This is a genomic window from Stenotrophomonas sp. ASS1 (genome assembly GCF_004346925.1).
In the GTDB taxonomy this organism is placed as follows: domain Bacteria; phylum Pseudomonadota; class Gammaproteobacteria; order Xanthomonadales; family Xanthomonadaceae; genus Stenotrophomonas; species Stenotrophomonas maltophilia_A.
In genome coordinates, this window is record NZ_CP031167.1 from 2,487,818 (window position 1) to 2,511,388 (window position 23,571).

General features: G+C 67.8%; 24 protein-coding genes. 4 read left to right on the top strand and 20 right to left on the bottom strand.

Features of this window, described 5'->3' with window-relative positions:
- Positions 1-130: 130 nt before the first annotated feature.
- The 14 genes from MG068_RS11620 to MG068_RS11690 form a co-directional block, all read right to left on the bottom strand.
- On the bottom strand, positions 131-1,306 hold the full coding sequence (locus MG068_RS11620) for a substrate-binding domain-containing protein (RefSeq protein ID WP_132810250.1): 1,176 nt from the start codon (positions 1,304-1,306) through the stop codon (positions 131-133).
- 271 nt (positions 1,307-1,577) lie between these two features.
- The gene (gene gspF, locus MG068_RS11625) at positions 1,578-2,777 is read right to left on the bottom strand and encodes a type II secretion system inner membrane protein GspF (RefSeq protein ID WP_132810251.1); all 1,200 of its coding nucleotides are present in this window, start codon (positions 2,775-2,777) and stop codon (positions 1,578-1,580) included.
- 7 nt (positions 2,778-2,784) lie between these two features.
- Positions 2,785-4,218: a type II secretion system ATPase GspE gene (gspE, locus tag MG068_RS11630; protein ID WP_132810252.1), complete on the bottom strand. Its 1,434-nt coding sequence runs from the start codon at positions 4,216-4,218 to the stop codon at positions 2,785-2,787.
- Complete coding sequence (gene gspD, locus MG068_RS11635; protein WP_071227950.1) at positions 4,215-6,596, bottom strand: type II secretion system secretin GspD; 2,382 nt, start codon at positions 6,594-6,596, stop codon at positions 4,215-4,217. The genes gspE and gspD overlap by 4 nt, the downstream gene beginning before the upstream one ends.
- Positions 6,593-7,120: a type II secretion system protein M gene (locus MG068_RS11640; RefSeq protein ID WP_132810253.1), complete on the bottom strand. Its 528-nt coding sequence runs from the start codon at positions 7,118-7,120 to the stop codon at positions 6,593-6,595. Before MG068_RS11640 ends, gspD begins: the two co-directional genes overlap by 4 nt.
- Entirely contained in the window at positions 7,117-8,280 is a 1,164-nt protein-coding gene (gene gspL / locus MG068_RS11645) for a type II secretion system protein GspL (protein ID WP_132810254.1), read from the bottom strand. Before gspL ends, MG068_RS11640 begins: the two co-directional genes overlap by 4 nt.
- On the bottom strand, positions 8,277-9,182 hold the full coding sequence (gspK, locus tag MG068_RS11650; RefSeq protein ID WP_132810255.1) for a type II secretion system minor pseudopilin GspK: 906 nt from the start codon (positions 9,180-9,182) through the stop codon (positions 8,277-8,279). Before gspK ends, gspL begins: the two co-directional genes overlap by 4 nt.
- A gap of 9 nt (positions 9,183-9,191) precedes the next feature.
- Positions 9,192-9,629 (bottom strand): type II secretion system major pseudopilin GspG, encoded by a 438-nt coding sequence (gspG, locus tag MG068_RS11655; RefSeq protein ID WP_014037416.1) that lies wholly within the window; start codon positions 9,627-9,629, stop codon positions 9,192-9,194.
- Between the two features lie 57 nt (positions 9,630-9,686).
- Positions 9,687-10,247 (bottom strand): hypothetical protein, encoded by a 561-nt coding sequence (locus MG068_RS11660; RefSeq protein WP_239496473.1) that lies wholly within the window; start codon positions 10,245-10,247, stop codon positions 9,687-9,689.
- A gap of 144 nt (positions 10,248-10,391) precedes the next feature.
- Positions 10,392-10,943, bottom strand: a complete 552-nt coding sequence (locus MG068_RS11665) for a hypothetical protein (protein WP_132810256.1) — start codon at positions 10,941-10,943, stop codon at positions 10,392-10,394.
- A 58-nt stretch (positions 10,944-11,001) separates the two neighbouring features.
- Complete coding sequence (locus tag MG068_RS11670; protein ID WP_132810257.1) at positions 11,002-11,982, bottom strand: FecR family protein; 981 nt, start codon at positions 11,980-11,982, stop codon at positions 11,002-11,004.
- 69 nt (positions 11,983-12,051) lie between these two features.
- The gene (locus MG068_RS11675) at positions 12,052-12,582 is read right to left on the bottom strand and encodes an RNA polymerase sigma factor (RefSeq protein ID WP_032128154.1); all 531 of its coding nucleotides are present in this window, start codon (positions 12,580-12,582) and stop codon (positions 12,052-12,054) included.
- Between the two features lie 16 nt (positions 12,583-12,598).
- Entirely contained in the window at positions 12,599-13,279 is a 681-nt protein-coding gene (locus tag MG068_RS11680; RefSeq protein ID WP_132811140.1) for a TonB C-terminal domain-containing protein, read from the bottom strand.
- Positions 13,280-13,820: 541 nt separating this feature from the next.
- The gene (locus MG068_RS11690; RefSeq protein ID WP_132810259.1) at positions 13,821-14,285 is read right to left on the bottom strand and encodes an Lrp/AsnC family transcriptional regulator; all 465 of its coding nucleotides are present in this window, start codon (positions 14,283-14,285) and stop codon (positions 13,821-13,823) included.
- 127 nt (positions 14,286-14,412) lie between these two features.
- Between MG068_RS11690 and MG068_RS11695 the strand changes: the two genes are divergently transcribed.
- From MG068_RS11695 to MG068_RS11710, 4 genes are all read left to right on the top strand, one after another.
- Positions 14,413-15,144, top strand: a complete 732-nt coding sequence (locus MG068_RS11695; RefSeq protein WP_014037422.1) for an AzlC family ABC transporter permease — start codon at positions 14,413-14,415, stop codon at positions 15,142-15,144.
- Positions 15,141-15,455, top strand: a complete 315-nt coding sequence (locus MG068_RS11700) for an AzlD family protein (protein WP_005409898.1) — start codon at positions 15,141-15,143, stop codon at positions 15,453-15,455. The genes MG068_RS11695 and MG068_RS11700 overlap by 4 nt, the downstream gene beginning before the upstream one ends.
- 205 nt (positions 15,456-15,660) lie before the next feature.
- The gene (locus MG068_RS11705; RefSeq protein WP_005409905.1) at positions 15,661-16,089 is read left to right on the top strand and encodes a PAS domain-containing protein; all 429 of its coding nucleotides are present in this window, start codon (positions 15,661-15,663) and stop codon (positions 16,087-16,089) included.
- Positions 16,086-17,615: a diflavin oxidoreductase gene (locus MG068_RS11710; RefSeq protein WP_132810260.1), complete on the top strand. Its 1,530-nt coding sequence runs from the start codon at positions 16,086-16,088 to the stop codon at positions 17,613-17,615. Before MG068_RS11705 ends, MG068_RS11710 begins: the two co-directional genes overlap by 4 nt.
- Positions 17,616-17,976: 361 nt before the next feature.
- On the opposite strand, the gene MG068_RS11715 is transcribed toward MG068_RS11710, so the two are convergent.
- The 6 genes from MG068_RS11715 to MG068_RS11740 form a co-directional block, all read right to left on the bottom strand.
- Positions 17,977-18,645, bottom strand: a complete 669-nt coding sequence (locus tag MG068_RS11715; protein WP_132810261.1) for an ATP-binding cassette domain-containing protein — start codon at positions 18,643-18,645, stop codon at positions 17,977-17,979.
- Positions 18,635-19,318, bottom strand: a complete 684-nt coding sequence (gene modB, locus MG068_RS11720) for a molybdate ABC transporter permease subunit (RefSeq protein WP_006371078.1) — start codon at positions 19,316-19,318, stop codon at positions 18,635-18,637. The genes MG068_RS11715 and modB overlap by 11 nt, the downstream gene beginning before the upstream one ends.
- A 3-nt stretch (positions 19,319-19,321) precedes the next feature.
- Complete coding sequence (gene modA / locus MG068_RS11725; RefSeq protein WP_132810262.1) at positions 19,322-20,065, bottom strand: molybdate ABC transporter substrate-binding protein; 744 nt, start codon at positions 20,063-20,065, stop codon at positions 19,322-19,324.
- A 19-nt stretch (positions 20,066-20,084) separates the two neighbouring features.
- On the bottom strand, positions 20,085-20,861 hold the full coding sequence (locus MG068_RS11730) for a helix-turn-helix domain-containing protein (protein WP_132810263.1): 777 nt from the start codon (positions 20,859-20,861) through the stop codon (positions 20,085-20,087).
- An 11-nt stretch (positions 20,862-20,872) separates the two neighbouring features.
- Positions 20,873-22,087 carry an oxygen-independent coproporphyrinogen III oxidase gene (locus MG068_RS11735; RefSeq protein ID WP_132810264.1) on the bottom strand — a complete coding sequence of 405 codons (1,215 nt, stop codon included), beginning with the start codon at positions 22,085-22,087 and terminating at the stop codon, positions 20,873-20,875.
- Between the two features lie 142 nt (positions 22,088-22,229).
- Positions 22,230-23,561 (bottom strand): MFS transporter, encoded by a 1,332-nt coding sequence (locus tag MG068_RS11740; RefSeq protein WP_049401266.1) that lies wholly within the window; start codon positions 23,559-23,561, stop codon positions 22,230-22,232.
- Positions 23,562-23,571 lie beyond the last annotated feature (10 nt).

Below are 23,571 nucleotides of genomic sequence, written 5' to 3' on the forward strand. Positions count from 1 at the left end.
CTGCCCCTGATAGACGGTTCACGTGACACGAAGCCGACAGCGAAACGCTGCAGTGGCACCGTCGCGGAAATGGCGACGCCGGCCCAGGAGGCCGGCGTCGGGTCAAGCAGGACTCAACCAGTGCTGCGGATTACAGCGGACGACCGATGCCCGAGCAGGTGCTGGGGTTGTTCAGGCCGGCAGCGCTGCTGGCCAGCACGAAGCGGTTGCGGATCGCATCGCGCCAGGCCTTGGTCAGCGGGATGAAGCCGTGGTCGGTGATCGACTTCTCATACGCGACGGTGTAGGTCGCCGGATAGTGGCGGGCCAGGAAGCCGCGCAGGCTGGTGGCGACGCTCGAATCCTTGTAGCACTGGCCGATCACCAGGTTGGTGTAGCCTGCGATCGGATAGCCGGCCGACGGGTTGCCGAACACCGGCACCCAGTTGGCGGGGTCCTCAGCAGCGGCGCCGGTCGGCGGAGCGACGGTGTCCAGGGTAGCCTGCACGCTCACCTGGTCCGGCGAGAAGCCCTTGACCTTGGCGACCTTGGTCGCATCGGTCAGGCTCGGGATCACGTCCGGGCCGACGTAGCCGATACGGCCTTCAGAAGCGTAGACAGCGTTGTACAGCGAGGTGCCTCCGGTGGCCGGGGCGGCCACCAGGAACGCCGGCAGGGCGCCGTTGTCATCGCGCTTGTACAGGTCGGCGAAGGTCGACTTGATGGCGAACTTGCCACCCACCAGCTTCGAGGTTTCAGCGTTCTCAGCGGCACAGGCGGCGGTCAGGAAGCGGCTGAACATTTCGCTGGTACCGCTGCTTTCCGGGCGGTACACCACCTGGATCGGGCCGCTGCGGTTGGAATCGATGGTCGACCAGTCGCTGATCGCACCCGAGAACACGCCGCAGATCTGCGCCACGCTCAGGTCCACCGCCGAACCGGCCTTGTTGAACGGGATGGTGACCGACGTGGCCACCGACGGCACCTGGATCAGCGCGCCGTAGCGGTTGGCGTTGGTCGGCTGGTTGAAGTTGGTGGTGTAGGTGCTCAGCTCGGTGCTGCTCAGCACCGAATCGCTGCCGGCGAAGTGCACGGTGCCGGTGGTCGAGAACAGCAGCGAGTTGTTTTCCAGGAAGGCCTTCTTGCCGGTGCCCGAACCGGTCACGGCGTAGGTGAAGTTCGCCGGCAGGATGCTGTCGGACGAACCCTTGTAGAGGTCGGCCGGCAGCGAAGCGCCGCCGCCGGTAACGGTCTGCGCCGAGGCGGCGCCAACGGTGGCGAGCAGCGCGGTAGCAACCAGCGCGGCCAGGGTCTTGTACTTGTTCATGATCTTCTCCTGAAGGGTTTACTGCGAAGGGAAACACCAAGGGAGGAACGGTCACTACACGCCTGCTGCCGCCGAGGGCCTCCCAGCCCACTCTGCGGCGACGTGGCTATGCTGGTCCGCGCCGATGACAGGCCGCTTAAGAAACCTGTGGAAGATCGAAAAAAGGTGTGGAGGATTGTGTGGAGAAATCCAGGCACCAGTAGATCCACGCCATGCGTGGATGTGCCGCCCATGTCGCGCGTCGGTTGATCCATCCACGCATGGCGTGGATCTACTGCACCAGCTGATTCATTTCCATGATCGGCATCAGCACCGCCAGCACGATCGTCAACACCACGCCGCCCATCACCAGGATCATGGTCGGTTCCAGCAGTGCGGTCAGTGCCATCGCGCGGCGCTCGATCTCGCGCGAGATCGTCTGTGCAGCGCGGTCCAGCAGCGGCGCCAGCGAACCGGTCTTCTCGCCGCTGGCCACCAGGTGCACCAGGATCGGCGGATACACTTTCTGCACCTTCAACGCTGAACCCAGTGCCGCACCTTCGCGTACGCGCGCAGCCACATCATCGGCACAACGCGCCAGCAGCGCGTTTCCTAGGGTCTGTCGCGCCGCTTCCAGCGCACGCAGCAGCGGCACACCGGCATCCAGCAGGATCGCCAGGGTCGAGGCAAAGCGCGCACTGTTCACGCCCAGTACGAAACGCCCGACCATCGGCACCCGCAGCAGCATCGCGTCCCAGCGCAGGCGCAGCTCGGGCTTGCGCAGAGCCAACCGCCATGCCACCACCAACGCAGCGATGCCGAGCCCCGCCCACACTCCCCAGCTGCGAACGAATGCACTGGCCGCCAACATCACCTGGGTCAGCATCGGCAGCGTCTGCCGCGCCTGCACGAACGCGGTCACCACCTGCGGCACTACGTAGCTGAGCAGGAAGATCACGATCGCCACCGACACCAGGCTGATTGCCGCTGGGTAGATGAAGGCGGTCAGTACTTTGGCCTGCAGCGCGTTGCGTTCTTCGATGTAGTCGGCAAGGCGCTCCATCACCCGCGCCAGGTCACCGGAGTCTTCACCTGCGCCCACCAGCGCCCGATAGATCGGCGGAAAATCGCGTGGCCGCGCTGCCAGTGCAACAGTCAGGCGCTGGCCAGCGCGCACATCGGCACGAACGGCAGTAAGCGCCTGCGCGACATGGGGGCGCTCAGCCTGTTCGATCACCGCGCTCAAAGCGCCTTCCAGCGGCAGGCTGGCGGCCAGCAGGCTGGCCAGCTGCCGCGTGGCCCACGCCAGCTCGCTGGCGGACAGCCGGCGCGTGCCCCAGCCACTGCCCGCACTGCGCGCCGCGCTGACCTGCACGGGCGTCAGCCCACGACCGCGCAGCACCTGGCGCGCGCCGCGCGGGCTGTCGGCGTCCAGCTGGCCCTTCTCGATGCGGCCCTGCGCGTTGGCGGCCTGGTAGTCGAACAATGCCATCGCTGCCTCAGTCGTCGCCGGTGACGCGCAGGATCTCTTCCAGCGTGGTCACCCCGCTGTCGACCCAACGCTGGCCGTCCTGGCGCAAGGTCCGCATGCCGGCACGCCGCGCCGCCTCGCGCAGCGCAGGTTCACCCTGCCCTTCATGGATCAGCGCACGCACGCGATCGTCCACCACGAACAGCTCGTGGATGCCGGTACGCCCCCGGTAGCCGCTGTTGGCACAGGCCGCGCAGCCCACCGCACGCCACACGGTACGGCCGTCGCCATCCACCTCGGCGCGCCGGCACTGCGTGCACAGCCGCCGCACCAGCCGCTGCGCCAGCACGCCGCGCAACGACGAGGCCAACAGGAACGGCTCCACGCCCATATCGGCCAGGCGGGTCACCGCCGAGATCGCATCGTTGGTGTGCAGGGACGCCAGCACGCCATGGCCGGTCAGCGACGACTGCACCGCAATCTGCGCGGTTTCCAGGTCGCGGATCTCACCGATCATGATGGTGTCCGGATCCTGGCGCAGAATTGCACGCAGCGCCGTGCCGAAGCTCATGCCGATGCGCGCGTTGACCTGGATCTGGCCGATGCCGGCGAAGTCATACTCCACCGGGTCCTCCACGGTGAGGATGTTGCTGGTGCTGCTGTCGAGCTGGCCCAGCGCGGCGTACAGCGAGGTGGTCTTGCCACTGCCGGTCGGGCCGGTGACCAGCACGATGCCGTGCGGCTGACGGATCAACCCGGTGAACGTGGCCAGAGTGTCATCGGCCATGCCCAGGCGCTGCAGCTGCAGGCGACCGGCATCCTTTTCCAGCAGGCGCAGCACAGCACGCTCGCCATGACCGGTCGGCACCGTGGAGACACGGATATCCAGCGGCCGCCCGCCCACCCGGATCGCGATGCGCCCGTCCTGCGGCAGGCGCTTCTCGGCGATGTCCAGGTGGGCCATGATCTTGATACGCGACACCAGCGCCGCGTGCAGTGCGCGCCGTGGCTGCACCATGTCGCGCAGCGTGCCGTCCACCCGGTAGCGCACCACCGAATGGGTCTCGAATGGCTCGATGTGCAGATCGCTGGCGCCATCGCGTGCGGCCTGTGCCAGCAGCGCGTTGATCATGCGGATCACCGGCGCATCGTCCTGCGCATCCAGCAGATCGGTAACCTCCGGCATGTCCTGCATCAACCGATCCAGATCGACTTCGCTTTCGGCGGCACCGACCACGGCAGCGGCATCGCCGCCGTCACGGTATTGCTCACCCAGCCGCTGCTGCCAGGTCGCCGCATCCAGCGCATGGAACGGCAACGGGCCATGCCGGCGGCGCAGTTCGGCCACCGCCCACGCGGCGGTGTCGGCCGTTCCCAGCAGCACCGGCTCGCCACCGGCTTCGGACAGCATCACGCCATGGCTGCGCACCCATGCATACGGCAGTGGCGCAGGCGCGCTCACGGCCCGATCACCAGTTCCGGCGTGTAGCCCAGCCCGCGCAGCTGCTGCAGTGCCGGGTCCAGCGTCGCCGGATCGCGCGGCAGTCGCACGCGCAGGCGCTGCCCGCTCTCGCCCGGCGTCGCTTCGGCATAGGCCTGCAGGCCCAGTGCCCGCACCTGCGCCACGCCCTGACTGGCACGTGCCGGGTCCAGCCCCTGCGCGAACTGCACCAGCTGTGCGTCGCTGTCACCGGACGGGTACAGCGCCGCCAGGCTGCTGCTCTGCAGCGGCTGGCCCTGGCCATCGCGCGCATTGCCCTGGCCGAGTACAGACAGGTCCTGCGGCGGCAGTTGCGGTGCCGACAGCGCCGGCAATGCCCAGCTCTGCACCGGTTGCGCGCCGGCCTGCGCGTTGCGCATGTAGTCGTAGCGGTCGCGGGTCAGGCGTTGGCTAGCGGCGGGGTCGCGCACCACGTGCGGGCGCAGGAACACCATCAGGTTGGTCTTGGCGCGCTTGCGCGTATCACTGCGGAACAGCGCCCCCAGCACCGGGATCTTTCCCAGCCCCGGCACCGCGTCACGACCGTGGCTGACGTTGTCCTCCAGCAGGCCACCCAGCACCATGATCTGGCCATCGTCCAGCAGTACGCTGGTATCCAGGGCGCGCTTGTTGGTGATGATGCCGGCCGTGCTGTTCGCGCTCTGCGCGTCGATGCTGCTGACTTCCTGGTAGATGTCCAGCTTCACCGTGCCGCCCTCGGAGATCTGCGGGCGTACCCGCAGCTTCAGGCCCACGTCCTCGCGCACGATGGTCTGGAACGGGTTGTTGCTGCCGCCGCCACCGTCGGTCACGTAGCGACCGCTGACGAACGGCACGGTCTGGCCGACCATGATGCTGGCCGCCTCGTTGTCCAGCGTCATCAGGTTCGGCGTGGACAGGATGTTGGCACCACCCTTGCTCTGCAACGCATTGGCCAACGCTTTCATGTTGAGGATCTGGCCGACACCGGGCAGGTTGATGGTGCCGTCGATGACACCGATCTTCAGACCGTCCTTGGGCAGCACGTCCAGGGTGGTGCGCGCGGCGGTGTTCAGGCCGCTGCCGCCGGTGACACCACCGAAATGGGTGCCGCCGAAGGTGCGGCCATTGCCCAGCATCCACTGCACGCCCAGTTCGGCCGCGTCGGTCTGGTTGACCTCCACGATGAGGCTTTCCACCAGCACCTGTGCACGGCGCTGGTCGAGCTGGTCGATCACCCGCCGAAGGTTGCGGTAGACCGGCTCCGGCGCCGAGATCAGCAGCGTGTTGGTGGCCACGTCGGCCTGCACCGAAATGCCGTTCTGGCTGAAGCCCGTGCTTCCGGCGTCGATCGGGTCGCGGCGGTTCGGGTCCAGCCGCTGCGATTCCAGCGCATTGCCACCGGTCTTGGCCTGCTGTGGCTGCGACGGCTGCGCGGGTGTGGAACGGTTTGCATCGCCGGGCAGTGGCGTGATGCCTTCGTTGCTGCCCATTGCCGGTGCATCGCTCTGCCCGGCCACCACGCCGCGCAGCACACCGGCGAGCTGGTTGGCCTGGGCATTGCGCAGGTAGACCACATGCAGGTTGCCGGACTCGTCCTGGGCACGGTCCAGCTTCTCCACCAACTGCCGCGCCAGGCGCGTTCGGCCCGGGCTGCTGGAGCGCAGCAGCACGCTGTTGCTGCGGGGGTCGGCCATCACCACCACCTTCTGGCTGGGCTCGGCGCCCTGCGCATCCAGCAACGGCGCGACCATCGCCGCTACGTCAACGGCAATGCCCTGCTGCAGCTTCACCACATCCGTGTCCATGCCGGCCGGTGTATCGACGCTGGCGATCACGCGCGCGATGCGCTCCAGGTTGTCGGCATAGTCGGTGATCACCAGGGTGTTGTTGCCCGGGTTGGCAGTGATCGGATTGTCCGGGCTGATCATCGGCCGCAGCACTGCCACCAGCGCGGCCGCATTCTCGTAGCGCAGCGCGAAGGTGCGCGTGGCGATCTCACCCCCTGCACCGCCGCTGCCCACGCGGCCACCGAGCAGCTTGGCGTCGGCCTGCGGCACCACCCGGCTGACCCCGCCGTTCTCGACCACGGCGAAGCCGCGCATGCGCAGCGCGCCCAGCAGCAGCTGGTAGGCCTGGGAACGGCTGACCGGGCCATCGGAGACCACCGTCATCTTGCCGGTCACCCGTGGGTCGACCAGGAACTGGCGGCCGGTGAACCGTGCTGCCATGCGCAGCACGCCACCGATATCGGTATCCACCAGGTTCAGCTGCACCGGCTCATCGGGGGCGTCCTGCGCCTGTGCCGGTGCAACAACGTGAGCGGAACCCACGATCAGGGCCAGTACAGTGCTGCAGGCAAGGCTGCGCATCGCCCTCATGAATGGCCACCCGCAGTGAGTGCCACCACGATGTTTCCGGATATCCGTGCCGCCGGCATGTTCGCATCCCCTGTGCGTGTCAGTTGCAGCTGCTGCAGTTCGATGGCCGGATCGGCCAGCACGGGCAGCAGCCAGTTCCACAGTGCGTCAGCAGGTACGGCCTGCACCTGCAGGTGCCAACGCCCGTCGCGTGCTTCGACATGCAGTCCATCGGCGAGGCCGGCGGACTTGATTCCATTACGCAGCGAGGCCAGCGTCGGGCGCTGCCCCTGCACCTGCTGCTGGCGTTCGCGTGCACGCAGCAGCGGCGCCAGTGCGCGCGCCTGCGCCTGCAGCCGCGGCAGCTCAGCCTGCCAGTGCGCACGCTGTTTCAGCAGCGGCTCCAGCCAAAATGACCACAGCCCCGCTGCCAGCAGCGCCAGCGCCATCACTCCCAGCATCCAGCGCTCGCGCGGCGGCAGGTGCTGCCAGCGTCGCTGCAGACCGGCCAGGCCCTCTCCCAGGCGCACGGCTCTGGCGGTCACTGTCCGCCCCCGCTCACCCGCAGGCGTCCACCGGCCTCGCGCGCCAGCTGCAGGCCCTGCGCCTGCGCCGCCTGCTGCCACTGCTCCAGCCGCTGTGCGTCATCGGCTACCGCCTGCGCATCGGCGTCCAGCTCCAGTTCCAGCTGGCCGGGTTGATAGCGCAGGCCGCGCACCTGGCCGCCCAACTCCGGAATCGCCTGCAGCGTCGTTGCGACCTGCCGCTGCACCGGTGGCAACGGCGGCGCCGGCAACGGCACGGCCAGCGCGCGCCGCGCCTGCAGCACCGGATCCACCACATCGGTGATCTCCGGAAAGTGCGAGCTGAACTGCCGCGCCATGTTCTGCTGCAACGCCTCGCCCTCGCTGCGCCAGCGCGAGACCTGCAGCTGCAGACCGAGCGCGGCCAGCAGCATCGCCGTCAAAGCCAGCCCGATCGCAAGCCGCGGCGCTTTCTGGCCCGCGCCGGGCAGCGGCAATGACCAGCCTGGCAAGGGGCCGGAGGCCTGCCGTTCATGTGTGACGGCGGTGGCCGGCAGGCTGTCTGGCCACGTCGGCGGCACACCGTCGATCCACTGCACGGCCTGCACGCCGGCCTGTTGCAGGCGCACGGCCAGCGTCTGCATCACCGCGCAGGCGTCACGTCCGCCATACCATTGAACGAAACCCCGGTCGCGCCCGCTGCGTACCAGCAGATGCTCGCCGCTGACCTGCAGCGTGGCCTGTCCGTCCTGCCAGGGCAGCAGCAGCGGCGTCGGATACAGTGCCTGCAGCCGCAGTGCACACGAAGCCAGCAACTGCTGCGCCTGCAGAAGCGCCTGCTGGCCCAGCCAGGCCACAGGAACCGTGCCGTCCGCCGCCTGCGCACCGTGGGCCAGCGCCACCTCCTGCAGGTCATCCAGCAGCATCGCCTCCACCTCACCCTGCAACGCCGACTGCAGGCGGCGCCCGGACAACGGCGGCAGCTGCAGTTCCAGCAGGATCAGGTCGTTCGGATCGAGGCAGGCATGCACCGCAGCCTGCGGATGCCGCAGGCCCAGCGCCGCCAGCGTATCGCAACCGTGAGCCAGCACCTCACCCTTGTGCAGCTGTGCCCAGTCCACCGCGCTGTCGGCGCGCAGACGCTCCAACGCCGGCAGGCGCACCCGAAGCTGCACGTTCATGCGCCGATCCTCGTCCACACGCGTTGCACACGCACGCCATCGTCGCGGTACTCGCGCCAGAGCAGCGCGCGAAAATCAACCCCGCTGCCGTCAGCCTGCACCTGGCCGACTGCCAGGAACCACTCGCTATGGATACCCAAGGGAAGCACCGCCATCTGTTCGTTGCTCAGTTGGAGTCGGTTGGCGATGTCGCCGCGATTGAGCAGCCAATGGCCAGCGTCGCGCTCACCGAGCAGCGCCTGCAGCCGTGCCGGCTCGACCGCAGGCGTCACCGCCTGCAGAACGCGCAGGTCGCAGGTGTTGGCGTTCACCAGGGTCTGCGCCGGCAGCACCACGGTGCGCCGCTCCAGCGCCTGCAATGCCACCGCATCGGCACCGGGCAGCACCTGCGCGATCAGCGATTCGCGCGGCAACGGCGCCTGCGCCTGCAGGTCGCCATCACGCAGCCTCGCCTGGATGTGATCGGCAGCAGATGCACAGGCACCCTGCCCCAGCCCCTGCCCGGCACACAGCGCGATGAACGCGCGCCGTGCCTCCGGGTCCGGCTTGCCATAGGCCAGCAGGTTGCGCAGGTTGAACATGGACTGTGCATCGACCAGCTGCAACTGCACCGGCAGCGGCGCCTGCAGCGTCAGTGGACGCGCCCAACGGCCGCTGCGCACCGTGGTCAACTGCTCCTTTACATCGTCACGCAGCTGCTGCGCCGCGCGCTCCAGGGTGGCATCGACCGCCATGCTCACCTGCGCACGCAGCTGGTCGCCACGCAGCGCACGCAGCTGTGCCGACTGCCGGGTCAGCAGTGCAGTGGCAATCACCGCCACCAATGCCACCACCAGCAGGGCGACGATCACCGCCATGCCGCGCTGGCGGGTGCACGGGACCGAACGCGTCCGGGCTGTCATCTGCACGCCTCACAGCTGCCAGGAGCCGATGTCCGCGTTCCCGGCGTCGCCACCAGGCTTGCTGTCCGCACCCAGCGAGAACACATCGATGTCGCCATGGGTTCCGGGAATCTGGTACTGGTACGGATGGCCCCATGGGTCATTCGGCAGGCGATCCAGATACGGTGTCACCGGCATCGCACCGCTGCCCTGCGGCGGCTTCACCAGCGCCTGCAGGCCCTGTTCGGCGCTGGGATAGCGACCGTTGTCCAGCTTGAACAACTTCAATGCCTGCATCAGCGCAGCGATGTCCTGGCGCGCCGCCACCACGCGCGCCTGGTCGGGACGGTCCATCAACCGCGGCACGATCAATGCCGCGAGAATGCCGATGATCACCACCACCACCATGATCTCGATCAGGCTGAAGCCCTGCTGCCGAGCCCTGCGACCACCCACTTGCCTTGCCATTGTTCCGCCCTCGTCATCCTGGAAGAGACCGCTGCGCCATGGTCAGCGGTGCATGTGTCAGTACGATAAACATCCGCCTGCTATTCGCTGCGCGTGTGCCTGTGCAGGCGCAGCACGTGCCGCAGGTACACATGCAGACTCGAACAAGTGCTGCGGCACGCTGGCCAGCGCATCGTCGATGCAGCCGCGCAGCAACGGGTGCGCGCAGGCCTGCAGCAGGCGCACGCACTGCATCGGCGACCACGCGGTGCCATGGTCGAGGCCGATGAACATCCGGTAGGCCTGGTGGTAGCGCAGATCGTCGTACACGCGCTGCGCACTGGTGAGATCACGCACGACCACCAGCAACGCCGCACGTTGCAGCTGCCGCACATCGCCCGCGTCAAGCGGCAGCGCGTTCATGGCCGCTTCGGGCCAGGGCCGCAGCTGCAGATCGAGGGCGCGCCGCAGCGCGGCCAGCGGATGCGCGCTGCTGTCCAGTGCCGCCCAGCGCGCCGCATCGGCCCAGGCATCACTGGACAGCACCCAGACCCACGAGTGCCCATAGCGCTGCACGTTCACGGGCGTATGCCGTGCCTGTTCCAGCGACTGGCTCAGGTGACGATCCAGCTCCAGCATGCTGATCCTGCGACTGTCTGCCATCGGCGCCGCCCGTGCTCCGCGACGCGTGGTGCGTCGTACTCTGCAGAAGACGTCAGCAAGGCAGGTGAAGCGACAACGCGAATGCATCTCTGTGCGCTGCGTGGCGCTTCATCAGTAACGTCATCGCAGCGTCATCTGCCTGCAGGCTTCGCGCTCCAGTCGCGGTACGTCGCCGCCGCAGCGCCGCGCAAGAATCGCCACCTCACTACGCTGCGCGAACGCCGCCAGCGCGTCGGACATGTCCACGTCATCCAGCCATGACGCCATCGCAACACGCAGCGCTGGCAGCTGCCAGCCATCCATCACGCCATGGGTGCCGGCCACGAACCAGTGCCAAAGACGATGATGCTGTACCTGCTCGTGCAGTTGCACGAGATCGTCGATGCCGTGCATGCCCATCAGCAGCAGCACGCGCGCCATCGCCGCAGGCGGCAGCGTGCCGGCCTCAGCGAGGGGCAGCACCTGCTGCTGCAGCCGCAGCAGCATCGCCAACGGGTGCGACTGCGGATCGAAGTCCAGCAGCACGGCCTGTTGCTGCCACTGCGCGTCGGACACCACGCACACCCATGGCGAGCCGTAGCGATGCACCATCAAGGGCCGTCGCTGCGTGGTTTCCAGCAACGCCGACAGGTTGCGGCGCAGATCCAGCACACCGATGGTCTCGTTGCGCATCCTTGGCGTCTCCTTGCTTGCAACAGCCCTGCACGGCGCGCACGGCCAGCGTCTTCATCTAACCAAGGACGGCAATGCCACCCGGAAAGCGACGCAGATCCAGCGACATCGTCAGTCGCAGCTGCTCCAGCGCCGCGTCCGGATCATCGATGCGGAAGCGGCCGCTGACCGGGGCCCGCGCCAATGCCGATTCGCCCAGCAGCACCTTGCCGCGGCGGTAGCGGTTGATTTCATCCACCACCTCGCGCAATGGGGCGCGACGGAACACCAGCATACCCTCGGTCCAGGCGCTCACTTCCGAGGCCAGGGCTTCGGCCACCACGCCACTGAGGCGCTCGTCGTATTGGGTCTGCTGGCCCGCCTGCAGCTGCAGGCGGCCCTGCGGGTGCTCGATGCGGGCGCTGCCCTGCAGGCAGGTCACCCGTACCTGGCCGTGGGTGTTGCGGACGTCCAGGCGCACCGCACCTTCATCGGCGATCACGCAGCCCGGCCCCGCGAACAGGGCGAGGCGCAGGCCTGCCTGGGTTTCGATCGCGGCCTGGCCCTGCACCAGCTCGAAGCCTTCGCCTAGCGTGTCCGAACGACGGCGCAGGCTGCTCTGTGTATCCAGTTCGATCTTCAGCTGCGGCAAGGGCGCGATCTGCAGCCGTTCACCGGTGCCGGTGTGGAAATCGGCCGCCATCGCCGTCACCGAGGGCCACAGCCCCAGCGGCGGGCGGATCGCCGCCACCACCACCAGACTGGCCGGTGCGGCAATCGCGGCGCCCAGGAAGGCGCGCCGGCTCCAGCGCTGGGCCGGCGTCGGCGCGACCGGCTGGCGCACAGCGGCGGGCAGCTGTTCGCCGGCCAGGCGTACCTGTTCCCATTGCCGGCGCGCACGGCCGAATGCTTCGCGATGGCGCGGGTCAGCCTCGCACCACTCACGGAACCTGCGCCCATCGGCGGCGGTGGCCTCGCCCGAGGTCAGCCGCACCACCCACGCGTGGGCCTGACGCTCGACGGCATCCAGCGGGCGTTGCGGGCGATCGTCAGGATCCATGGGGGCTCATGCCGGACCCGCACGCTGCGGGGTTCTGCTCGGCGTCAAAGTGTAGACGGATGCCGCCGCTCAGAACCGCACCTGACGCCCCTGTCCGCTGCGCTCGGCCAGGTAGTCCTGGGCCGCTTTCAGCTCGCGCTGCACAAGCCGCAGCGACACGCCCAGCTGGTCGGCGACGTCGCGCTGCTGCAGGCCATCGACGCGGATCGCCAGCAGGATGCGGCGTCGGCGCTCGGGCATGCGCTGCAGCAGGCCGACCATGTCCTCCAGCGCGAAATCCAGTTCGGCCGCCTGCGCCGGGCCCGGTGCCGGGTCGGCCATCTCCATCAGCGTATCCACCTCTTCCAGGCTCAGCAGGCGGTGGTCGGCACGCTGGCGGTCGATCACCGTGTTCATCGCCATGCGCAGCAGGTAGGCCGCGGGGTTCTGCACGGCATCCAGGCGGTCACGGCGCGCACTCAGGCGCATCCAGGTGTCCTGCAGTGCATCCCCGGCCAGTTCTTCCGACCCCAGCTTGCGTACCAGGCGGCGCTTCAGCTCGTCGTAGGCCCCCAGAAGGTGGTCCATCAGGTCAACTGCCCCAGCCGTACCGTTGCTCATGTTCGAATCCTTGAAGTCATGGAAGGGGCGCGCGCCGGCCACAGTCGTGGTCGGTGCCGGAAGGTCGGATCTGCAGCGTCACCGGCTGCGGCAGCGCGGCGGCATCGGGCGCCAGCACCAGGCTCTGCAGCGCCTGCAACAGGCGCGCATCGCGGCGGGCACTGCCACTGCCCGACAGCAGCTCGGGCTGCTGCACCCGGCCCTCGCCGTCGACGCGGAAGCGCAGCGTTGCGGCATAGCGGCCGGGCGCGATCTCGGGGTCGTCACAGAACGCCGCACGCAGGCGCTGCTGCAGGCCGCCGTAGCGACGCCGACGTTCAGCATCCGGGAGCTCGGCGCCAATACCGGGTTCGGCTGCCGAGGGCGTGCCCCGGCGCAGCACCACGCGCTGCTCGCCGATCACCTCGGCCTCGATACCGGAATCCTGCAGCAGCATCTGCAAGGCAGGCAGCGGCGCAAGGCTGGCGCGCAGCGCATGGCTGCTACGGCCGGCGGCAAGATCGCCCGGGTACATCACCGACCACCCGCTGATGACGCTGAAGCGCTCGACCGCCTGTTCCAGCGGCTGCGCGGGGATGTCGTAGGCATGAACACCGTCCTGCCCCACAGCGGCAAAGGACAGCAGCAGCCATGCGGCGATGGCCACCTTCCAAATTCTGACCGCATGGTGTCCATTCAGCCCCCTGACGTAGAACACATGACCCTCGGCAGCGACAGCAGCTGCAGTGGACGCGCGGCACGACCGGAACCCCGGCCCGCGCGCGACCAGCAAGCGGGCTCAAACCGTACCGGGGGCACATGTCATTGCGATGACCGCCGCCCACGGCCGACCGTCAGGCCAGCCTTCCTGGAGCCAGTCACGAATCATGAAACAACGAATCGAACAGGCCATGTCCTCCAGGCGTGGGGTCAGAGCCCGTTGCGCAGCAACGGGATCCGACCCCTTGGCGGCCAAAACGTGTCGACCAAGGTCGACACCCACCAAGTGCAGCTCATGCCGTTCCGGCAGATCGCGGAAATCTGTCGAAGGCGGGGTGGGTCCGGTTGCAGGGGCGTGAGCCGCATGGATGCGGCGACCGAGCTTACATGGACGTACTTGCAGCGCCCCCTGCAACCGGACCCACCCCGCCGTCCCACGGAATGCACGCTGTTGCTTCGGCCGTTGCTCCTGAGGTTGCCGGCCAGCGGCCGGCACTACCGCGGGTGCCGGGTGCAACCCGGCCGGAAACCATCCATCCTCAAAGCGGCAGCTGGGTGGTCTGCTTGATCCGCTGCATCGGAATCTCGGTCTTGGTGTTCTGCACCCCGGCAATCCGGTTCAGGTGCTGCATCTGGAACTGCCGGTAGGAATCAAGATCGGCCACCGCCACCCGCAGCAGGAAGTCGCAGTCGCCCGCCATCAGATGGCATTCAAGCACTTCCGGGAACGACTTGATGCTGTTGATGAAGTGGTTGGTGGTGTCCTCGTCCTGCCCGCGCAGCCAGACCCGCACGAACACCGTAAAGCCACGCCCCACCTTCGCCTCGTTCAACAAGGCCACATAGCGGTCGATGTAGCCGCCCTCCTCCAGCAACCGCACCCGCCGCAGGCAGGCAGAGGGCGAAAGGCCCACCAGCCGGGCCAGCTCCAGGTTCTGCAGCCGTCCGTCACGCTGCAGGGCATCGAGGATGCGGCGATCGAGGTTGTCGAGCTGATACTGCACGGGATTTCACCTTTGGCGACCTTGGCCGCATGGAATCTCAATATTCCCGAATTGAATGGCATCAACGCAACCCGATTTCGCGATCAGGCCGCTAGCATGGGCCACCCCCACCTCGTTGTGCCGTTCCATGGACGCCCGTACCACCCTCCCCCTGCCCGATACCTGCGATACCGCCCCGCGCGCCGAATTCCTGCGCGGCCTGCGCGCCGCCGTACCGGTGATGATCGGCTTCATTCCGTTCGCCCTGGTGCTCGGCGCCCAGGCCGCCCAGAAAGGCCTGAGCGCACTGGAAGTGCCGCTGATGACCGGCCTCAACTTCGCCGGCGGCTCGGAGTTCGCCGCCGTCGAACTGTGGACCTCGCCGCCGCATATCGCGCTGATCGTGGCGATCACCGCGCTGGTCAACAGCCGCCACCTGCTGATGGGCGCCAGCCTGGCCCCGCTGCTGCAGCACCTGCCGCGCCGCCGGGTGCTGCCGGCGCTGTTCTTCATGTGCGACGAGAGCTGGGCGATGGGCGTGGCCGATGCGCGCCGCCGCGCGCTCGGCTTCAGCCTGGCCTATTACCTGGGCGTGTCGGCAGGCCTGTACACGGTCTGGGTGGCCTGCACCGCGCTGGGCGCGATCGTTGGGCCGATGCTGGGCGACATCCACGCCTATGGTTTCGACATGGCCTTCCCGGCCGTGTTCCTGGTGCTGCTGCGCGGCATGTGGCAGGGCATGAAGGCAGCGCGTCCGTGGCTGGTCAGCCTGGTGGTGGCCGCGGCCACCTACCTGCTGGTTCCCGGCGCCTGGTACGTGGCCAGCGGCGCGCTGGCCGGCCTGGCCGCAGCCTGGCTGCTGGCGGAGGACGCGGCATGATCTTCAACGGACTGATCCACTGGACCTCGGTGCTGACCATCGTGCTGATGGCCGCGGCGACCTACCTGACCCGCATCGTCGGCTTTCTCGCTCTGCGTAACCGCACGTTGAGCAAGCGCGCGGTGACGGTGATGGAAGCCGCGCCGGGCTGCGTGCTGATCTCGGTGATCGCCCCGGACTTCGTTGCCGACAAGCCCGCCGACCTCGCCGCGCTGGCGATCACCCTGCTGGCCGCCACGCGGTTGTCGATGCTGCCGACGGTGCTGATCGGCGTGGTCTCGGCGGGTGTGTTGCGTTATCTGATGGGCTGATACCTCTTCGCCGGGCATGGCCCGGCGCTACACTTGTACCGCCACCCTGATAGCGCCGGGCCATGCCCGGCGGCCCCCCTGCGACACCTAGTCGCAGTCGATCCCGCCACCTACTTGACCAATGTCAAACCGCCCGCCACCGCGCGGGCGTATCTCTATGCAGGAACCCAATACGCCGGCGTTACCGGCATCCAAAGGACCTGCGATGAGCTACACCCCCGACAACGCCCAGCTGCTGAATGCCATGCAGAACGTCATGGTGATCTCCACCACCGACCTGCAGGGCAACATCACCTACGCCAACGACCTGTTCTGCACGCTTACCGGCTTCGCCCGCGAGGAACTGATCGGCCAGCCGCACAGCATCGTGCGCCATCCGGACGTGCCCAAGGCGGTCTACAAGGACATGTGGGACACCATCAAGGCCGGCAAGACCTGGACCGGCATCGTGCCCAACCTTGGCAAGGGTGGCGTGCTCTACGTGGTCGACACCACCGTGCAGCCGCTGTTCGACGCCGACGGCAACATCACCTCGTACATCAGCATCCGCCGCGTGGTGAACGACCTGATGCAGAACTACGACCTGGTCGAGTTCAGCAAGGAAAAGTTCGACGACTTCTACGAGGCCGCGTGAACGCCCTCCCGACCAGTACGCCCTTCAGCCGCCTGCTGGTGGGTTTCGCGTCCGAGTCGGGCAATGCCCGCGCCCTGGCCCAGCGCCTGGGCGCGGACCTGCAGCCGCACGCGCCGAAGGTGCTCCCCTTCAATGACATCGACGTGGCCAGCCTCGGCCAGGGCGATGTGCTGCTGGCGATTTCCAGTTCGTTCGGCGATGGCGAACCGCCGGCCAACGGCGAGCAGTTCTTCGAAACACTGCGCCAGACTCCGACGCTGAGCGGCCTGCGCTATGCGGTGTTCGGCCTTGGTGACACCGGCTACCCCCGTTTCTGCGGCTTCACCAAGGCGCTGGATGCCGCGCTGAGCGAGCGCCAGGCGCAGCCGCTGCTGCAGCGCGTGGATGCCGACCTGGGTTACGAGCAGTTCTTCCAGCAATGGCAGCCGGTGCTGGGCCAGGTTCTGGATGGCGACCTCAACGCTGGCCAGGACCTGCACCTGCAGGTCACCGCCTATGGCGAAGACAATGCCTTTGCCGCCCGCATTCTCGAACGCCGCCGCTTGAACAGCAGCGACCCGGCCGCCTGGCACCTGCAGCTGGACATTGCCGGCAGTGGCATGGCCTACCGCGCCGGCGACACCCTGCACGTGGTACCCGAGAACGACCCTGCCCTGCTGCAGGCATTGGCCACCTGGTACGGCGACACCGCCGCTGTGGCTGCGCTGCATGACCGGGAGCTGCGCCTGCTGAGCAAGGGCGTGCTGCGCGAGCTGGCCAAGCTAGGTGGCAGCGAGGTACTGAAGGGCCTGTTGAAGGTCAGCCAGAAGCGCGAGCTGGAAGCCTACCTGCACGGGCTGGACCTGCTGGACGTGCTGCAGGACCACGCCACGCCGGCCAGCGTGCCGCTGGCCCGCCTGCGCGAGCTGCTGTCACCGCGCCTGCCGCGCGCCTACTCGATCGCCTCGCACCCCTGCAACGACCAGCTAAGCCTGTGCGTGCGCGAAGTACGCTACACCCTGCGCGGTCGCGAGCGCTTTGGCACCGCCACAGGCAGTCTGCTGCACGGCGGCGATACCGCTCGGGTGTACTGCCGCTCCAATCCCGGCTTCCACCTGCCCGATACCGGCGAGGCACCGCTGCTGCTGGTCGGCACCGGCACCGGCATCGCACCGTTGATGGGCCTGATGCAGGAGCTGCAGGCCAGCGCCTGCGCGCGCGAAGTGCACCTGGTGTTCGGCGAGAAGCACAGCCAGCACGATTACCTGTACCGCGAACAGCTGCAGGACTGGCACGCGCGTGGCGTGCTGGCCGGCCTGCATACCGCGTTCTCGCGCGATGGCGCCGAAAAGCTCTATGTGCAGCATGTGCTGCAGCAGCGGGGCGATGAAGTGCGCGATGTACTGGCCCGCGGTGGGCATCTGTACCTGTGCGGCAACAAGAGCCACCTGGAAAGCGCGGTGCGCGAGGCCATCGATGCCATCAGTGGCGAAGGGCATTGGGACACGCTGCGGGGTGAAGGCCGCACGCATTGCGAGCTGTATTGATCCATTCCACTGGATTGCGCGAACGCTGGAATGGTAGAGCCGGCCGCTGGCCGGCTGCTCCGGATTCCATGGCTGCCGGCCAGCGGCCGGCACTACCATCAGCTGTAGTCAACCATCGTCTGTGCGTCGCGGAACCCCTGAAACGGTAGAGCCGGCCGCTGGCCGGCTGCTCCGGATTCCATGGCTGCCGGCCAGCGGCCGGCACTACCATCAGATGCAACCATTCATCGCCTGAGCGTCGCGGAACTCCTGAACCGGTAGAGCCGGCCGCTGGCCGGCTGCTCCGGATTCCATGGCTGCCGGCCAGCGGCCGGCACTACCATCAGATGTAGCCTTCCATCGCCCTTGCGTCCATCGCGGGTCAACCGCCGACGATACGACCATCCACCACGCGTGCTACCTGCTGGCCGAACATGGCCACATCCTGCGGGTCGTGGCTGATCAACAGCAACGGAATGCCAGTATTGTCCAGCACCGTCTCAAGCTCCTGGCGCAGGTGCTGGCGCAGGTCGTGGTCCAGCGCGGAGAACGGCTCATCCAGCAACAGCGCCTGCGGCTGCGTCACCAGCGCGCGCGCCAATGCCGTGCGCTGGCGTTGTCCCCCGGATATCTGCGACGGCAGCAGATCACCGACCGCGTCGATGCGGAATGCGTGCAACCACTGCTCCACCGCATCGAAGCGCTGGCCGATCCGCGGATTCAACCACCCCTTCTCCAGACCGAACGCCACGTTCTGGCGCACGCTCAGGTGTGGGAACAGCGCATAGTCCTGGAAGACATAGCCCAGCCGGCGGCGTTGCGGCGGCAGATCCACGCCGGCGGCCGCATCGAACAGGGTCTGCCCCTGCAGGCGCACATGGCCCTGGCCCGGCCGCAGCAGCCCGGCCACCGCCTTCAAGGTCAGGCTCTTGCCCGCGCCCGAGGGCCCGAACAGCACCACCTGCCGCTGCGTGCACTGCAAAGCTACGTCCAGCACGAAATCCTGGCCGGCCGCCTGCAGTCGGCGCTGCACCTGCAGGTCAAGCCACATCACGCAGCTCCCGGCGACGCCCGCCCACCAGCCGTGCGGCCAGCAGCAGGATCACGATGCACACCACCGAGGTCAGGATCACCAGCGCGTTGGCCTTGCCGTCCTGACCGGCCTGCACCGCCTCGTAGATGGCGATCGACAATGTCTGCGTGCGGCCCGGAATGCTGCCAGCCACCATCAAAGTGGCACCGAACTCACCCATCGCACGGGCAAACGCCAGCAGCAGGCCGGCGAGGATGCCGCGCCAGGCCAGCGGCAGCGTGATGCGGAAGAACACCGCCGCTTCGGACACACCGAGCGTACGTGCGGCCTGTTCCAGCTGTCCGTCCACTTCCTCGAACGCCGCGCGTGCCGGCTTGAATACCAGCGGCAGCGAGGCCACCGCCGCAGCGATCACCGCCGCCTGCCAGGTAAACACCAGGTTGATGCCGAACCACGACTGCAACCACGCACCGATCGGTCCGTTACGGCCGATCAGCACCAGCAGGTAATAGCCCAGCACCGTCGGCGGCAACACCATTGGCAGGGTCAGCAGCGAATCCAGCAGCTCACGGCCGGGAAAGCGCCGACGCGCCAGCAGCGCGCCCAGTGCCACGCCCAGCACCAGATTGATCGCGGTGGCCCAACCGGCCACCTTCAGCGACAACCCCAGCGCGCTCCAGTCGAGATCCATGCCTCAGGGCTTGCCGAACCCGTGCCTGGCCAGGATCGCCTGGCCCTGCGTCGAACGCACGAAGGTGGCGAAGCGTTTGGCCTCGGCCGGCTGCGCGCTGGCCTTGGTCACCGCCAGCGGATAGGCGATGCGCCCCGCCACCGGCACCGCGAAGGCACGACGCACGCGGTCGGGCATCGCCTGCGCATCGGTGGCATAGACGAAGCCGGCATCCACTTCACCGCGCGCCACGTAGTCCAGCGACTGGCGTACGTTCTGCGTGGTGATGACCCTGCCCTGCACCGACGGCCACAGGCCCGCCGCTTCCAGCGCGCCCTTGGCATAGCGGCCGACCGGCACGCTGTCCGGGTTGCCCAGTGCGATGCGCTGCACACCGGCACCGGCCAGGTCCTTCAAGCTACGCGGCGCGGCCTTGGCCTGCGGCGGCACCACCACCCACAGCGCGTTCACCGCGAACACCTCGCGGGTGCCGGCAGCCAGCAGGTCCTGCTGCTGGGCCTGGTCCATCGTGGTTTCATCGGCCGACGCGAACACATCCACCGGTGCGCCACGGCTGATCTGCTGCAGCAGCACGCCGGACGCGGCGAAGTTGAAATCGACCTTGGTCCCCGGGTGCGCCTTCTCATAGGCGGTGCCCAGCTCGCGGAAGCTCTCGGTCAGGCTCGATGCCGCCGACACCGTCAGCTCGGCCGCCCAGGCCGGCATCGCAGCCAGCAGTCCCAGCAACAACAGTCCAGCTCGCTTCATCGTCGGCTCCCGGCCAGGTTCAGTTCGGATCGGATTCGTCGGCCACCGCGAGCGCCGCCAGGCGCTCGGGCTGCAGCAGCAGGATCTCGCGCTGCTTCACCGCGATGATCCCATCATCGCTCAGGCGGCGCAGCACGCGGCTGGCGGTTTCCGGCGCCATCCGCAGGTAGTTGGCAATCTCGGTACGCGCCATCGTCAGGTTGAAGCGCGTGGCTGAAAATCCACGACGCGCGTAACGCTCGGACATGTCCAGCAGGAAGGCCGCCATGCGCTCTTCGGTACGGTGATTCGCGGCCAGCGTGGCGACCTTGCCGATCTCCGCACTGAGCAGGCTGAACAGCTTGGCCTGCAGCCCCGGCATGCGCGTGGCCAACAGGCTCAGCTTGGGGAACGAAATGCGGCACAGGTGCACGGTATCCAGCGCCACCGCATTGCAGGGGAAGCGCGAGCCGTGGATCGCATTCAGGCCGATCACTTCGCCCGGCAGGCTGAAGCCCAGCACCTGCTCGTTGCCCTGGCTGTCATCGACGAAGGTCTTGACCATGCCGGCGCGTACCGCGGCGATCGAATCGAACGATTCGCCGGCGCGGAAGATGTAGTCACTCGCATGGAACGGGCCGACGTGGTCGACCAGTACGTGCAGGTCGCCCAGCGCGGTCTTGTCGTAACCCTGTGACATGCAGGCATCGGAAAATGCACAGGTACTGCAGAAGTGCAGCGCGTCGCCATCATCGGCGGCGGCGGGGTTCGGCGTGGCCCGGCCGAGACGGCCCTGGGAAGGCGGATTCGAAGACATCGAGGCAGGACTCAAGCGATGGCGGCCGCCGGCCGGAAGCATGCGGCCATCATACGCCACAGCAGGCGGCCTTCTTCGGCCAGCCGCAGCACGCGTGCATCCCAGTGTGCCCAACCGCGCGCCAGCAACGGCGACAGCGCCGGCAGCTGTTCGGCGAAGCATTCCTCGAACGGTTCATCATTGCGCCACTCGAAGGCGGCCGCATCGAGCGCATGGTCGCAGGCGATGCTCTGTGCCACCTCGGCCGCCATCCGCTCGTCCTCGGACAGGATCAGGCCCGCGGCAACGCCCATGTGACCGGACTGCAATCGCGCCCGCCATTCGCCCAGTTCGTCCTCCAGCCGGTAGAACACTTCGCCGATCTGGCTGCAGGCGGACAGGCCAAGCCCGATGAAATCACTGCGGTCGCGGCGTGGCACGCCGGCTAGGTCGCAGTGGCGCTGGCCGTCACCCGGCCCATGCGGGTTCGGCAGGTCGCCGCGTTGATAGTGATCGCCACCGATCGGCTCGTAGCCGGCATCGCGCAGCAGGCGCCAGGCCTGCAGCCAGTGCGCCGCCGAGGGATCCCGTGGCAGCGCGCACGGTGCCGGCAGCAGGATGCGCTCAGGCGCTTCGGCCAGCACCTCATGCAGACGTTCGATGAAGCCGGTGTCCTCACTGGCGGGCACGCGCAGCTGGTAGTAGCGCGCGGTGAAGCCCACCTGTCGCGCCTGTGCCAGCAGGGTCGGCCCCGGCGCATCGGCACGGTCGATCACGTTCAGGCGGGTGCAACCGACCGCGCGCAGCTGCGCCGGCGACAGCGCACTACCCGCGTCCAGCCGCACTTCCACCTGCGGGCGCGCCACGGTGCGCAGGTGCTGCGGCACGGCGTCCAGCAGCTGGCCCAGCTGCGGCGGCGGCAACGTCTCGGCCAATCCCAGCTGCAACACCATCGCCACCACTTCGCGGTCCTCGGCCAGGGCATCGGCCTGCAGCTGCAGGGCCAGCAGCAAGGTGTCCAGATACGCCTGTGGCGGCACATCGCGCCCACCACGACCGGCCTGGAAGCCGAGCGTCAAGCCACGCGGGATCAGGTGCTCGTTGCTGGCGCGCACGGCGGCGCGCCAGCCGCTTTCGCCAAACCCGGTGCTGAACTGGTCAGCCGCCGGGAACAGCACATGCCGGGGCTGCCGCAGCAATGCCGCCTGCAGCGCAGTGTCCTCACTCTCATCGACGTGGAAGCTCATGGCACACATCTTCGGGCGTTCCTCTTCGCGTGGCCCTGATTGAAATCAAGCGTGGCGCATCGGTCGGTTCATGCCGGCCAGCGGCCGGCACTACCCTCTCACCCGCTACCCGGTAGTGCCGGCCGCTGGCCGGCAACCCCGTTCACCCGCCGCGTACCCGCTCGGCGGCGGCCGCATCAATGGCTTCGGGCAGGTCGGTCTCGCGGTCGATCTGCGGGAAGTGACGGCGCTCCATGCGGCGAATAGCAAAGTGCATCCACGCCAGTGCAGCCGCCACCAGCACGAACAGCAGCATGAAGCAGCTGCTCCAGATGCCCACGGCGTCGTTCAATGCCCCGAACACGATCGGCAGGATGAAGCCACCCAGGCCGCCGATCATGCCGACCACACCGCCCACCGCACCCACGTGCTGCGGGTAGTACACCGGAATGTGCTTGTAGACCGCGGCCTTGCCCAGCGACATGAAGAAGCCCAGCACGAACACCAGCACGGTGAACATCACCACGCCGATGGCCAGATGGAAGTGGATCGGGCCATGGATGCCCTTCACCACGTACTCGGTATCCGGGTAGGCCAGCAGGAAGGTGCAGATGGCCGACACGCCGAAGGTCCAGTACATCACCCGGCGCGCACCCATCCGGTCCGACATCCAGCCACCGACCACGCGGAACAGGCTGGCCGGGATCGAGTAGCACGCCGCCAGCATGCCCGCGTGGCCCACGTCCATGCCGTAGGCGCCCACCAGGTAGTGCGGCAGCCACAGCGCCAGAGCCACGAAGCCACCGAACACAAAGAAGTAATACAGCGAGAACCGCCACACCTGCAGGTTCTTCAGCGGTGCCATCTGCTCGGCGAACGGCACCGGCTTCACGCCCTCGCGGCGGCGCTGCTCCAGCGACGGATCTTCCTTGCTGAAGAGGAAGAACAGCACCGCCGTGACCGCCAGCGCGACCGCCCAGACCTTGGCAACCATGGTCCAACCCGCGGCCACCATCACCAGCGGCGCCAACAGCTTGGTCACCGCCGAGCCGATGTTGCCGGCACCGAAGATGCCCAGCGCAGTGCCCTGCTTGCTGGCCGGGAACCACTTCGACACGTAGGCCACGCCCACCGAGAAGTTGCCGCCGGCGATGCCCACGCACAGCGCGGCGATCAGGAACTGGGTGTAGGTCTGCGCATAGGTCAGCATCCAGGTGGCCACGGCGCCACACAGCATCACCAGCACCATCACCTTGCGGCCACCGAACTGGTCGGACCAGATGCCGAGGAAGACGCGGCTGACCGAACCGGTCAGTACCGGCGTGGCGATCAGCAGGCCGAACTGGGTGTCATTCAAACCGAGCTGCTGGCTGATCTGGATGCCGATGATCGAAAAGATCATCCACACCGCGAAGCACACGGTGAAGGCAAACGTGCTCAGCCACAGCGCACGTTGCTGCTGCCCGGCACTGGCGGGGGCAAGGGCCTGGTTCATGGGGTCTCCT